The following is a 14,037-nucleotide window of genomic DNA, read 5'->3' as shown; positions in this document are numbered from 1 at the left end:
TATCATTTTCTTATCCTAATTTACTAACTTAATTTCGTCACCCACTCTATCCTTTTCTCCCTAATTTATTTTGAGTCTTTCACATAACTAACAGCCTGGCTTCCCATCTGTATCCACGCTTGTTCAAAGTTTTCCCTCGGTACGTTTACATCTAAGCTATCATTAAGAGGATCTCGAATATATACAGATTCCTTATCATATCCAACAAGTACAACACAATGTTCATTATAAGTAATAGAAACATCCCCACTATTTGTTTCCCATGTAGTAAATTCATCTTCATCCAATGGTGCATATGTTGCATTCGTAATCATTACTACCGGTTGTCCTGCTTTTACACTCTTATAAATTTCTTCTATACTCTTCCCTGTTAAGTCCACAGCTTTATTAGGTAAATATTTTTTCGCTAATTGAAAAAGTGGTTCATGATATACACCGTATCCGGATTCAGAAAATGTATAAATATTCCCTACAAATCCTTCATTCGGATTCCCACGTACACCGTCGTCTATAAAATCCACTTTTTTTATTTCATTTGCCAATTCTATCTTATCTACAGAAACACCCGCGTATTGTAACATCATCGCTAAGCTTGTCACTTCACAACCTCTATCTAGCTCTGGTAATTGCTGAATTAGAGGTACATTTGATAAGATGACCTTTTCATCATTATTACTAAACTCCGCTCGTTTTCCTTTTTGTACATTTGAAAATGTTACCTTCTCTATATACTTTGTAATTCCATTCGTGTATACATTCCATATCGCTATACATAGTAAAGCCATGCATATATACCATTTCAATTTCCGTATCCCTCTCACGCCCTTTTTAATTCGTTAAATAAGAATAAAACGCGTCAGCATCTGTTCGAATCATCGGTACAAAATTTAATTCTTTTCCTCTTTCAGGATACTCTTTTTTTATTTTTTCTGCCACATCTTGAATGTTCATATTCGTCTTGTCCACATTGAGCTCATCTGCCAGCTGTATCACTTTTTGTTCGTTAATTTCTCTTAATACTTGATATATATCTTTACCGTACAAATCAATATGATATTTTTTTGCTTCTTCCTGCACTTTTTGTTCGTACACTTCTTGCGCTAACTCTTCTATCTTTTTTCCTTTTCGAGAAATCCCTAACTGTTCTGCTTCTTCTCTCACTTTCGTTCCATAGATTTCTTCCGCAATAGCTTCTATCTCTTTTCCTTCAGTCGAAACGCCTAATTTATCTGCTTCGTTATTAATTTTGATTGCATTGATTTGGCTTATTAAATCCACAATCGATGCGTTCTCTATAGATAGCCCTAGGTTTAACGCTTCTTGCTTCACTTTTGTTTCGTAGATTTCTTCTGAGAGAGTTCCAACATCTTTTCCTTCAATCGATATTCCTAACTGTTCTGCTTCTCTTCCTACTTCCGTTTCATGAATTTCTTTTTCTAGCGTAATTTGTTCTTTTCCTTCCGTTTCAATTCCTAGTTTCTCTGCTTTTCCTTCTGTATCCATTGCATGTATCTTTCCATTGTTTAATTGTTCTTTACTACGCTGCGCGTAATCTGGCTTTCCTTTTGGTGTTTCAGAAGGAGAAGCGCCCCCTAATATACTAAAACTCATTGCTCCAATAGTGAATACCGTCATCATTTTCTTTTTCAAAATTAATTCCTCCCTCTTACACTTTCTTTTCCATCATTCCCATAATTTTTTTTATACTATACATACATCTCATCACGGCTTGAGATAACATTATGATCGATAAAATCCACCCACTATAATCACTTCTTCATATAACGAACCTTCTTAATGTAATCCATAATATAAACACTTCCTTAACTTTCCCTTAAAAAAGACGACCTTGTAAAAACAAGATCGTCTTCTCACCTATATTCTTTGGTTTTTAGGAAAGATTACTTCAAAGCAAGTGCCCTCTCCCCATTTGCTCTCTACTGATATTTTTCCGTAATGCCTCTCTACAATCCAATTGGCGATTGAAAGACCTAATCCAGCTCCTTCTGACGTACTTCTTGCTTTATCTCCTTGATAAAAACGATCAAATAATTTCGGAATATCTTCCTCTTTAACCCCTATCCCATTATCTTTCACCCGTATACGAATTGAACTGCTCGTGTGCGTGCAATCGATTTGAATCTGCCCACCTTCATTCGTATACTTCATCGCATTATCTAACAATATGACCATCATTTGATGGATTCTCTCTCTATCACCCATAAACGATATGTCGTGTTCTACTTTTAAAATCATCTGTTTTTCTTGATAAGAGGCAATTTCTTTATATGGATCTACGATCTCTTCTAACAATTTATCCAGTCCAAATGTTTTCTTGTCCATCTCAATCTGATTTGAATCTGAACGTGCTAACAATAATAAATTGGCAACGAGCTTCGCTAACCGCCTACATTCCTTTGAAATTGTGGAGATATCCATCGCTTTTTCCTCTATCGTAGCGGATGGGGACTGGAATAATACATCTGTTTTTGATTGAATAACCGCAAGCGGTGTCCTTAGTTCATGCGATGCATCAGAGACAAACTGTTGCTGCTTCTCCCATGAATTTTGAATAGGCACAAGCGCTCTACCAGCTAGGAAAAAGCCAATGCCTATTGCACATAGACTTCCTATGCTACAGCCCATTATAAGAATTAAAAACAATGTACGCAGTACTTCTTTTTCAGTCGTAGTTTCACGTAATATTTGAAATGTGACGTTCTCTCCCGAACGTGTAGTTCCGTGAACTGCCCCGGTTCTATAACTTTTTCCTTTTATTTCTATATCATAGAAATCTCCAACTTTTTTTGGAAGTAACTTTATTTGGTTTTCTTCCAGAAAACTACGATCTCTAGATCTCGGATCAATCTCTCGCAATTGATTATTTTCATCCCATACCAAGTAAAAAACTCTTGAATCCCCTATACGTAAATCTTTATTCAACTCAAATCGCGGGGGTCCTGGTCGCTTTTCTCTCGTTGTCTTTATAATAAAGTCCTCTATCGATCCATCTACTCCCTTATAAATTTCATTGGATGTATATGAATACACTAAACTTCCTAGTACCCCAATTAATATAATAAATACTAATGAATTTAATATAGTTAAACGAATGCGTGTTTTTTGAAACATGCTTCCCTTTTTCATTGTTCTTTTAATATATATCCAATACCTCGAACAGTTTGAATATCTTTCTGATAACCGAATGGCTCTAATTTTTTACGTAAATGATGTACATATACTTCTACAATCGCTACTGTTGTATCTGAATCAAATCCCCAAACACGATCAAAAATTTGTTCACGCATTAAAATCTTTCCGCTATTTTGAATAAGATACTCTAGAAGCTCGTATTGTTTTAATGTGAGCTTAATTGCTTCTCCATCTACTTGAACATCTTTATCTTTTCCAAACAATTCAATCCCTTTATATCGAATGGTCTGCTTTGTTGTTAAACTACTCGTTCTGCGTAGTAAAGCACGAATTCTCGCCTTTAGTTCTGGTGCTTGAAACGGCTTAACGATATAGTCGTCTCCGCCAAAATCCAATCCTTTCACTCGATCTTCTAAAGAATCCCTCGCTGTTAAAAATAATACTGGCGTTTCAATCTTTTCATCACGTATTTTTTGAATCACTTCAAACCCATCCATTCCTGGCATCATCACATCAAGTAGGATTGCATCATAAATGTTTTGCAGTGCTAAAAATAATCCATCTTCTCCATTCAACGCTGTATCTACTTCAAACTCATCACGTAAGATTTGTACAATAGACTCTAATAAAGAAGCATTATCTTCTACTACAAGTAAGCGCATATTCTCACCTTCCACAATCTATTTCAACTCTCTTTATTATTGCATCTCTTCTTCTCATAAAAAAAGAATGTAGTCACATTATGTAATTTCATTTTTAACTATTTCCTTCTAAAATATTGCCCTATATATAATTTTGAAGATTTATTATAAATGCTCTTTCTTAAATTTTGCTTAATAAAAAATTGAAAGAAATAAGATTCTCCTTACCTCTTTCTAATTATAGTCCAAAACAATAGAAATTTCTGAACCCGAATCCAAAATCACAGTTATTACAAATAAAACTATTATCCTTACAACAATGTAAGTCTCTTGTCATCCAATTCGATGGTTGTAACTACTGCATTTTCTTATACTAAAAGTAAGAAATGAAACAAAAAATAAGGAGAGATAAGATATGAAAAAAGTGATGGAAGTTATAGTAGCGATAGCAGAGGTTTTCGTAAATGGCAAACAAGTTGCAATGGAGTTAAACAAATAATGAAAAGGACAATCTTCGTTCTAGACCCTTTGCTCATATAAAAGAGATAAGACTTCATCATTTCTTTGATCCCTTATCTCTCTATAAAGAAAGCCGTATCCTTAAGAAGGACACGGCTTTCTTTTATTTTTGACTCGTACGAGCTGAAATACTAATGGCTCTATCTGTTGCTTTTGCAGCCTCATCTAACGCCTCTTTACTATTTTTCCCGTCATACATTGCTTCTAATGCTTTCACAACTGCATCTCGCGATTCTGGGAATACACTAATTAAGGCACCTTGCGTTGCTGGAGATTGCTTCGTCGCTTGTAGTTGATCTACCGTTACTTTTAGCTGTGGATACTTTTCATATTGCTCTTTTACTAACGGTTCATTATATGCATCTGGATTAATTGAGAAATACCCTGTTGCTGTATGCCATTTTGCTTGTACGTCTGGCTTCGTTAAATATTTCATAAAGTCCCAAGCACCTTGCTGCGTTTCTTCTGAAACCATATTCGTCATCCATAATGATGCACCGCCAATCACAACACCATTTTGTTTCGAATCTTCTGGATACGGAATATACGAAACGCCTACATTAAACTTAGATGCATCAATTAAATCACGAACACCAGCTGAAGAATCTAAATACATAGCAACTTGTCCAGACTGGAACGCGGCACGAATATCATCCCAACTTGCTCCATACTTTCCGAGTGTACCAGCTTTATTCAGTTCATCTAACATCCCAAATACTTTTTGACCTTCTTTTCCGTTAAATATGGCCTTCGTTGCTGCATCTTTACGTCCATTCTCTTTATCTACATATAGACCGCCTTGCGTCGCTAATAATTCCTCAAAGAACCAACCATAGTTGAGCATGGAGAATCCATATTGTTTTACATTTCCGCCTTCTTTAATCGTTAACTTTTTCGCTGCTTCTTTTAATTCTGCATATGTTTTCGGAGCTTTCTCTGGATCTAACCCCGCCTTTGCGAAAGCATCTTTATTATAAATTAATACTGGTGTAGATGAATTAAATGGCATAGAATACATTTTTCCATCAACTGAATAATAATTCGTAATTGCTTTTTCTAATTTTGATGTATCGTACTTATCTTTTTTAATCCAGTTATCAATAGGCGTAATCTTTTTGCTATCAATCATATATTTCGTTGTAATTTCACTTGATTGAACAAGAGCTGGTGCTTCTTTCGTTGCAGACATCGTTTTAAATTTAGTTAAAGACTCTTCATATGTCCCTTGGAACTCTGCCTTTACCTCGTATTTATTCTGTGACTTATTATAGTCTGCAACAAGACCATCTAGCACCCCTTGTGTTTTTCCACCCATCGCATGCCAGAAACGAATTACAGTTTTATCACCATTTTTTTCAACTGGGGCTACTTTTGCCTGCGCTTCAGGTTTCCCCTCCGTTTTACTATTTGAACAAGCGGCACTAGATAATGCCATTGTTGCTGCCATTAATACAGCCGCACCTTTTTTTACTAAACTCATTTTCTCTCACCTTCTCTTATTTATTTAATTGCACCTTTTGTTAACCCTTGTTGCAATTGCTTCTGTCCTAAAAATAGTAAAATCAATGTTGGAATTACGATAACTGTTACACCAGCCATTACACTTCCCCAGTCAGTCGCAACTTCTTGAGACTGCAGCTGCTTCACACCAATTTGTACCGTTCTTACTTTTTCATCAGTTGTCACTAAAAGTGGCCATAAATACATATTCCATGTTGTTAAAAAGCTATATACTCCAAGCGTAATAAAACTCGTTTTACAATACGGAATTACAACGCTAAATAAAAACCTTACATTTCCAATCCCTTCAATAAAAGCAGCCTCTTTCAATTCATTCGGAAGCGTCATAAAATGTTGGCGTAATAAGAAAATACCGAAAGCTGTTGCAAAAAACGGCACCGTCATCCCAGCAAAACTATTGATCCAACCAAAGTTTTGAATCGTTAAAAAGTTAGGTACCATCGTTGCTTCCCACGGAATAAGCATCGTTGAAATAAACAAGAAGAAAATTAAGTTTCTCCCTTTAAACTGAAGAAAAACAAAAGCATAAGCTGCTAAGCTTGATACGATAAGTTGTCCAATCATAACAACCGTCGATACAATTAAGCTGTTATATAAGTATGTAAAAAGCGGTACTTTTTGAAAAATATTAATAAAATTATCAAAAGTAAATTGAGTTGGAAATAACCTTCTCATTTGAATATCATCCGGTGTCATAAAGCTTATTAAAAACGCATAGAGTACAGGAAAAAACACCATCACTGCACTGATAATGAGCAGCATGTATAATAGAAAATTTTGTTTCCACTGTTTAACAATCATTTATAATGCACCTTTCTCTCAGCAAACTTGAATTGAAGTAATGTAGCAATGAAAATGAAAACAAATAATATCATCGCTTGTGCACTTGCTGTTCCAAATTGATGATTCACAAATGCTTCTTTATAAATCGAGTACACAATTAAATTCGTTGCATCATTCGGTCCACCATGCGTTAAAATATCGATTTGTCCAAAGCTTTGGAATGCACTAATTAAAGTTACTGTTACGATAAAGAATAAAGTTGGTGATAACATCGGTAATGTAACACGGCGAAGCTTATATAAATAACTAGCACCATCTATTGACGCACTCTCATATAAAGACGTATCAATATTTTGTAACCCACCTAATATAACTAAAAATGCAAATCCTGTATTCACCCAAACCGTTGTAACCGATACAGAAAACAATGCCCAGTCAGGGCTCGTTAACCACGCGATTGCCGGAAGATTCATAGCGGCTAGTATGTTATTAAATAATCCTACACTTGGATGAAATAAAAACAGCCAAATGACTGCACTCGCTGCTACTGATATCCCCATTGTTGAAGAAAAAAGCACTCGGAACAATCCAATACCTCTTACTTTTTCATTAGCAATTAAAGCAAGAAATAAAGCCAATACAATACTAGTAGGCACTGTATATAAAACAAATAATAAAGTTGACTTTATGCTTTTGTAGAAAGCAGGATCTGAAAATAAATATTGATAATTTTCTAAGCCAACAAAAAGACTAGCTTCTCCGTGTATATCTGTTAAATAAAAACTATAGTAAATCGTCCTAAACAATGGATAGAAAAGAAAAATCGAAAATAGCAAAATAGATGGTGCCAAAAACAATAATCCTATTCTTAAGTCTTTCGTTCTGCCCCATAAATTCTTCTTTTTTGACACTTTTGTTTGAACTGATAGCTTACCTACTTCAATCATGATTTCGCCACCACTTTCAACTCTTCTTCAATTACCACTTTTAATCGTTCATTCGTATTATTGTGAAAGAAGCATAGTTTATCTTGCGAGAATAATAATTTTACTTTGTCACCTTTGTTTAAAAGTAACTGTCCGATAACTTTCGCACTCCAAGTTGTCTTATTAACCGCAAAGTTTAATATAGATTCATTCCCTAATACTTCTACAGATTGCAGCGTAACTTCTTGTCCTTCCTCAGACAACGCAATATGCTCAGGACGCATGCCTATTCGGATAGTTCCTTCTGGTAATTGCTTTAATTGTCCAATAGATAATGGAATTTGCAATTGCCCTATATGTAATACGCCTTTTTCTTTATCCACTTCTCCGTCATTCATATTCATAGAAGGAGAGCCAATAAAACTTGCAACAAATTCATTTGCTGGTTCATTATATATATCAAGCGGTGTTCCAACTTGTTGTATACTTCCTTTATTCAAAACCATGATACGATCTCCCATAGTCATCGCCTCTATTTGATCGTGAGTAACGTAAATCATCGTAATTCCTAATCGTTGCTGAATTTCTCTAATTTCAATCCTCATTTGCGCACGTAATTTCGCATCTAAATTCGAAAGTGGTTCATCCATTAAACAAATCGGTGCTTGACTCACGATAGCCCTAGCAAGCGCAACACGCTGTCTTTGTCCGCCTGATAATTGGCCTGGTTTCATCCTTACATACTCTTTCAGTCCCACCATCTCAACAGCTTCCATTAATCGCTTTTGCCGCTCTTCTTTTTGTACTTTTCTTACCTTAAGTCCGAATAAAATATTTTCTTCTACAGATAAGTGTGGATATAATGCATAATTTTGAAATACCATTGATAAATTACGATCTTTCGGCTCTAAATCATTTGCAACACGCTCATTAATAATTAAGTCTCCTGAAGAAATTTCCTCTAAGCCAGCAATCATTCGTAATAATGTACTTTTCCCACACCCCGAAGGTCCAACTAAAACAAAAAATTCTCCCCTTTTAATGTGAACCGATACGCCTTTAACTGCTGTTTCCTCTGCGTTTTTATATACCTTTGAAACATTTTTTAATTCAATCACAAGATTGCACTCCTTTTTTCTTCTTGTATCCATACTTCATAATGACTTGTTGAAATCGCACTTGCTCCTGCACGAATTGCAATTTCCGCATCTTCTCGCGTTTGAATCAATCCGCCTGCAATAATGGGAAATTCTATTTCCTCTGCTAGCTTTTTAATAATAGAAGGCATAATACCAGGCATAATCTCTACTGCATTTGGTTTAGTTGTTTTACAATTTTCAATTGATTTTGTAAAAGATAGAGTATCAACAATAAAAATACGTTGAATTGTTTTTAATCCAATTTTATTGGCATTTCGAATTGTCGACCCCTTTGTTGAAATAATACCTTGTGCTCCGATAACATCTTGAATATACAAAAGTGCTTCCTCTGTGTTCGTATTTAAGCCCTGTATAAAATCACAATGAAGAAATACATCATGTCCATTCTTTTGTAATTCATATACACGTTCTGGTAACTCCAACATTGAACCCGTCATAAGAAAAACTGTTTTTGGTAATTTTTTGTATCTTTTATACCCTTTCCAATCCTTTATCATCGCTATATAAGGTTCCTTAAACATTCATTCCACCTAGCTTTTCTATTTTTATCCAAACTAAAAACACCTACTTACATAGAACACCCTTCTCCTTATTTGAACTCTAGGGAATAGAGCACACCTAAGAAAATGGCACGTTATATGTAAGCGGGTGTTCTCAAATGTTCTCTACCCTAGTTATTTTGTTACCTTTACTATATTACGTATTTATTAAGTCAGTTTTGATAGATTGTTAATATGGTGTTAATCGAATGTTAATATTCACCCCATCATCATTTACAATAATCTGTATATAAGAATATAAACAAATAGAACGCAACAATGTTTAAAATTCAATCAATATGTAAATTCATTCCATAGTTAATGAGTTTTAGTTTTCTCGCCACTGCTTGCGAGGCAAAATTCTCCCAAGAAGTACTATACAGTGGAATACGTTTTTCTTCTTTTACCGATATCGCCCAGGCTGTAACAACATCCGAACCATATCCTTTTCCTTGAAACTCTGCTAACGTTTCTACACTCGCTTCAGAAGCCTCTGGACTGCGTCTTGCACTACAACATATAGAAACTACTTGTCCATTTTCAACAATTGCAAAATAAGGTTGCCTCCATTCTATCTGTTCTATTAAATTCGGAAAATTTTCTCGCATGAGTTCTTTATTCTTCTCTGTTATTTGTATCGCCCTAGTCGGCTTATTTAAATTATTTGGAAACATGTAAGCAGGACCCATCCAAATATTCTCCACCGTTCTCTCTTCATTTAATACTTTAATGATCTTTGCTATCTCTATGTGATTTGAACATTCTCGAATTAATTTCTCAATCTTACTTATCATTTCACTCTCCAGGTTATAATGATATCTCGTTATATTCCCTTCACGAGTTCGGCCAAGAAAAAAACGCGGCGCTTTCGGATTTTCATTTTCATTTACACTCTTTATTCTTCCTACTTGATTATGAACAAATAAGACCTCTGCCTGAATTGCTATTAACTCAAGTTCTGAAAATCGCATTTATAACCCTCCTTAGATACTATGTGTAGCCTCCATATACCATCCATTCATACTCTATTTTTCATGTTCAAAACAAAAATCCCATTTAAATACACATTACTGAATCCATCATGCTAAAATGACTTCTTCATTCTGTCTATCTAAATGGGATTATTTCGCACTCATTATTTCTTCGTCTTGTTACTCCATCGGTTGTGGCTGCACTACTTCATTCGCACCTGCTAACCTCAACATATTCACAATATCTTTAAAACCTCTTTTTTCAGCATATTGCAGCGGCGTAATATTTTCCTTATTGGCCATATTTACATCTGCCCCGTGGTCAATAAGCATTTGAATTACTTTCTTATGGCTTTCACTACCATTTCCTAATACAATTGCTTCTAATAAAGCTGTTCCACCACGTTCATTTTTATAATTCACATCAATATCTGTATGCTCTAATAATTCTTTAACAACCTCTACATGACCACGCTCAGATGCAGAAATGAGTGCTGTTCCACCTGACTTAGTCGTTTCTTTCGTATTAACCCCGGCATTAATTAATAATTTTACAATATCCGTGTATCCTTCTCTACTTGCATAAAGAAATGGATTACTTTGTTTCTCATCTTTAATTTCAATATTAGCACCGGCATTAATTAATGCTTTAACTGTCTCTACATGATTTTGGTACGTTGCTGCAAGGACAGGCGTTTCTCCGTTGTCACCTTCTACGTTTATATTCGCTCCATCCTGAATCAACTTCATAGTTGTCTCTGTGTCGCCAAGAGTCGCAGAAAGTAACAACTGTTTGTCCATTAAATTTATACCTTTTTCTGCTTTAACTTCTTCTTGTTCTTTATGCTTTTCTTTTTTCTTTTCGTTTTTCACATGAACCGGTTTCGATTCTGGTTCTTCTTGCTTATCGCAAGCCACTACCGTCATTAAAAGTCCTAATAACATACATAATAAAATTTTTTGTTTTCTCACAACTACAGCTCCTATGAAAGATAATGTTTTCTTAACCATTCCTCCATCACATACAATAACTCTTCTTGAGTACATTTATCCATAAGCTCTTTATATTCCTTCTTTAATCGGATTATCTTAAACTTATACTATGTTTTTCAACCTATTGGAACGATACGCCTGTTCATCTCATTATTAACATTATGAAGCAATTAGTTTAGCACGTTTTTGCCGCATTTGTATACATTTCTAAAAAGTACATAAATGATTGCTTTAGGTTACTATATTCCATTGTAACCTTTCTTCTAAAAATTTTACACCTTTTATATATTTGCACCTGATTAATAATAGAAAAGGACAACCATATATGGCTGTCCTACAACATTTAAATATTTCTTCATCTTAATGAGAATGAACACCGTTGCTTCCTTTTTTCGGGTTCCCCATCATTTCTTTATTCATTTCCCATTTATGCTTTGATAACTCTTTATACGAAAGCACTTTCCCCATATAGTTCGATACGAAACTTTCCGCGTCTTTTTTATTTTTAAAAGAAATTACGTTATAAGCCATCGGTGTTGTTATTGTTTTATCATATACGTAAGTGGCATCTTCTAACGAAATCCAATCTTTCGAATCATAATCTCGAACAAATTTTTCTTTCGTCTTTTCACCTGAATTAATCTCCATCCATTTATACATACAACCAATATCATCAAACTTTAACGCTTTTCCATTTTCTAAAATGATTTCTGTTGCAAATTGATTATCCATTACCCCTATTTGACATACATCACATTTATCATGTTTCTCATCAATGGCAACAGCTGTTGTTTCCTTTTTCCCACATCCCACTACCATAAATAAGAAACATAAACATATAGCAAGCACAACATACTTTACTCTCATTCTATCTCCTCCCTAAAACCATAGCTTCCACGAGGAGAATATCAAAAAGTTGTGTGAGATTTGTGAAAAAATAATGTTATTTTTGTAATATAAGAAACAAAAAAGATGTGTAGCTATTTCTACACAGCTCTCATCATTCACAGCCTGTAATTAATAAATCATCTTCTAACTTAACTAATAATGTATCTGCACTAATTTCCTGTCCAACTTCTACATTTACTAATCTTATATTTCCACTGATACCGACCGCGACTTTTTCAAGCTCACCGTTATTTTTTCTGATCATCATTAATTTTTCCCATTCATATACGTAAGAAGATTCATTCACAAAAATCTCTTCTATTTTCCCTTCACATGAACTATAAATTTCCTCTATTCTCGTTTCCATTCAAAATCTACTCCCTACTTCGCACTTCACTATTTTCACCTTATTCTATCATTCTTGTTAGAAGTAAATTATATTTTTAAAAATTCAAATTAACTTCGTGAACAATATGACCAAAATAAAAATTATGCTTCTAATGATGTTATTTTTCGAATTATTTACCATTTGCACGGATGCTTTTATGATAAACAAAAAACCTTTTTTCTGAATTTTTATTTTATTTTGAAAGCGTAATCATTTTTTGAGGGGGAAATCATATGTTAGCTCTACTTGGATTTGCGATGGTATTTGTCTTTATGTTTTTAATTATGACGAAACGTATGTCAGCGCTAGTAGCATTAATATTAATTCCGATTGTTTTTGCATTAATTGGCGGCTTCTATGCCAATATGGGACCTATGATGCTAGAGGGAATTCAAAAATTAGCACCTACTGGTATTATGCTTATGTTTGCCATTTTATATTTCGGAATTATGATTGATAGTGGTTTATTCGACCCTGTCATTAGTAAAATATTAAAGTTTGTAAAAGGGGATCCTTTAAAAATTGTTGTTGGTACAGCTATTCTTACTATTATCGTTTCATTAGATGGGGACGGAACAACAACGTATATGATCACTGTTTCCGCAATGTACCCATTATATAAACGTCTTGGAATGAATCCACTTATATTAGCTGGGGTTGTTATGTTAGGGGCAGGAATTACGAATCTTACACCTTGGGGTGGACCAACAGCTCGGGTTATGAGTGCACTTGGGCTAGACGCTTCAGAGCTCTTCACACCACTTATCCCTGGAATGATCGTTGGTGCCATTTGGGTAATTTTCGTTGCCTACTATCTTGGAAAAAAAGAAAGAAAACGTTTAGGCATTATGGATGTACAATATTTAAAACAAATGCAAACAACGGATGAGCAAGCTGCAACAGTAGAAGCTGCCGTGCATAAACGCCCTAAACTTCTATGGATTAACTTTTTATTGACCGCTACATTACTTGTCTGTCTCATACTAGAAGTTATGCCGTTACCTGTTTTATTTACAATCTCTTTCGCTATTGCTGTTATGATTAACTATCCACACTTAGAACAACAGAAAGAACGTATTGCTTCTCATGCAGGAAACGTATTAGCGGTTGTTTCTCTCGTATTTGCAGCTGGAGTTTTCACTGGTATTTTATCTGGAACAAAAATGGTAGATGCGATGGCTCAAAGTGTAGTGAATCTTATCCCAGATGCACTTGGACCACAATTGCCAATTATTACAGCTCTTCTTAGTATGCCGTTCACATTTTTCATGTCCAATGATGCATTTTACTTCGGTGTATTACCTATTTTAACGAAAGCAGCTGCCACTTACGGAATTAGTGCAGCTGAAATGGGACGTGCTTCCCTGCTCGGTCAACCCGTTCACTTATTAAGCCCACTCGTTGCTTCCACATATTTATTAGTCGGAATGGCAAAAGTTGATTTTGGTGAACATCAACGCTTTACTTTATTTTGGGCAGTTGGAACGACGCTAGTTATGTTAGTTACCGGAATTGTAATTGGGGTTATTCCAATATAAGATAAAAAACAGTAGAG

General features: G+C 34.8%; 14 protein-coding genes. 1 reads left to right on the top strand and 13 read right to left on the bottom strand.

Annotated elements, in window-relative coordinates:
- Positions 1 to 65 precede the first annotated feature (65 nt).
- The 13 genes from ACQKNR_RS21190 to ACQKNR_RS21130 form a co-directional block, all read right to left on the bottom strand.
- Positions 66 to 785 (bottom strand): C39 family peptidase, encoded by a 720-nt coding sequence (locus tag ACQKNR_RS21190; RefSeq protein ID WP_427320545.1) that lies wholly within the window; start codon positions 783 to 785, stop codon positions 66 to 68.
- 43 nt (positions 786 to 828) lie between these two features.
- A complete protein-coding gene (locus ACQKNR_RS21185) occupies positions 829 to 1,650 on the bottom strand; it encodes a transporter (protein ID WP_427320292.1) in 822 nt (273 codons plus the stop codon).
- Positions 1,651 to 1,875: 225 nt separating this feature from the next.
- Positions 1,876 to 3,147: a sensor histidine kinase gene (locus ACQKNR_RS21180; protein ID WP_427320290.1), complete on the bottom strand. Its 1,272-nt coding sequence runs from the start codon at positions 3,145 to 3,147 to the stop codon at positions 1,876 to 1,878.
- The gene (locus tag ACQKNR_RS21175) at positions 3,144 to 3,815 is read right to left on the bottom strand and encodes a response regulator transcription factor (RefSeq protein ID WP_427320289.1); all 672 of its coding nucleotides are present in this window, start codon (positions 3,813 to 3,815) and stop codon (positions 3,144 to 3,146) included. The genes ACQKNR_RS21180 and ACQKNR_RS21175 overlap by 4 nt, the downstream gene beginning before the upstream one ends.
- A gap of 601 nt (positions 3,816 to 4,416) precedes the next feature.
- Positions 4,417 to 5,793 (bottom strand): ABC transporter substrate-binding protein, encoded by a 1,377-nt coding sequence (locus ACQKNR_RS21170; protein WP_427320287.1) that lies wholly within the window; start codon positions 5,791 to 5,793, stop codon positions 4,417 to 4,419.
- 20 nt (positions 5,794 to 5,813) lie between these two features.
- The gene (locus ACQKNR_RS21165; RefSeq protein ID WP_000635948.1) at positions 5,814 to 6,635 is read right to left on the bottom strand and encodes a carbohydrate ABC transporter permease; all 822 of its coding nucleotides are present in this window, start codon (positions 6,633 to 6,635) and stop codon (positions 5,814 to 5,816) included.
- On the bottom strand, positions 6,632 to 7,564 hold the full coding sequence (locus ACQKNR_RS21160; RefSeq protein ID WP_427320285.1) for a carbohydrate ABC transporter permease: 933 nt from the start codon (positions 7,562 to 7,564) through the stop codon (positions 6,632 to 6,634). Before ACQKNR_RS21160 ends, ACQKNR_RS21165 begins: the two co-directional genes overlap by 4 nt.
- Positions 7,561 to 8,661, bottom strand: a complete 1,101-nt coding sequence (locus tag ACQKNR_RS21155) for an ABC transporter ATP-binding protein (protein WP_427320283.1) — start codon at positions 8,659 to 8,661, stop codon at positions 7,561 to 7,563. Before ACQKNR_RS21155 ends, ACQKNR_RS21160 begins: the two co-directional genes overlap by 4 nt.
- Complete coding sequence (locus ACQKNR_RS21150) at positions 8,658 to 9,224, bottom strand: glycerol-3-phosphate responsive antiterminator (RefSeq protein WP_427320281.1); 567 nt, start codon at positions 9,222 to 9,224, stop codon at positions 8,658 to 8,660. Before ACQKNR_RS21150 ends, ACQKNR_RS21155 begins: the two co-directional genes overlap by 4 nt.
- A 308-nt stretch (positions 9,225 to 9,532) precedes the next feature.
- Positions 9,533 to 10,213, bottom strand: a complete 681-nt coding sequence (locus ACQKNR_RS21145) for a GNAT family N-acetyltransferase (RefSeq protein WP_427320279.1) — start codon at positions 10,211 to 10,213, stop codon at positions 9,533 to 9,535.
- A 180-nt stretch (positions 10,214 to 10,393) separates the two neighbouring features.
- Positions 10,394 to 11,260, bottom strand: a complete 867-nt coding sequence (locus ACQKNR_RS21140; protein ID WP_427320277.1) for an ankyrin repeat domain-containing protein — start codon at positions 11,258 to 11,260, stop codon at positions 10,394 to 10,396.
- 306 nt (positions 11,261 to 11,566) lie between these two features.
- Positions 11,567 to 12,073: a nitrous oxide reductase accessory protein NosL gene (locus tag ACQKNR_RS21135; protein WP_427320275.1), complete on the bottom strand. Its 507-nt coding sequence runs from the start codon at positions 12,071 to 12,073 to the stop codon at positions 11,567 to 11,569.
- Positions 12,074 to 12,206: 133 nt separating this feature from the next.
- A complete protein-coding gene (locus ACQKNR_RS21130) occupies positions 12,207 to 12,461 on the bottom strand; it encodes a hypothetical protein (RefSeq protein ID WP_427320273.1) in 255 nt (84 codons plus the stop codon).
- Between the two features lie 254 nt (positions 12,462 to 12,715).
- On the opposite strand from ACQKNR_RS21130, the gene ACQKNR_RS21125 reads away from it, so the two are divergent.
- The gene (locus ACQKNR_RS21125) at positions 12,716 to 14,020 is read left to right on the top strand and encodes a CitMHS family transporter (protein ID WP_427320271.1); all 1,305 of its coding nucleotides are present in this window, start codon (positions 12,716 to 12,718) and stop codon (positions 14,018 to 14,020) included.
- Positions 14,021 to 14,037: the final 17 nt, after the last annotated feature.

Origin of the sequence: Bacillus sp. NPDC094077 (assembly GCF_050279465.1) — a bacterium.
GTDB lineage: Bacteria > Bacillota > Bacilli > Bacillales > Bacillaceae_G > Bacillus_A.
The sequence above is the reverse complement of the archived record's forward strand: the minus strand, read 5'-3'. Positions and strand labels throughout refer to the sequence as shown.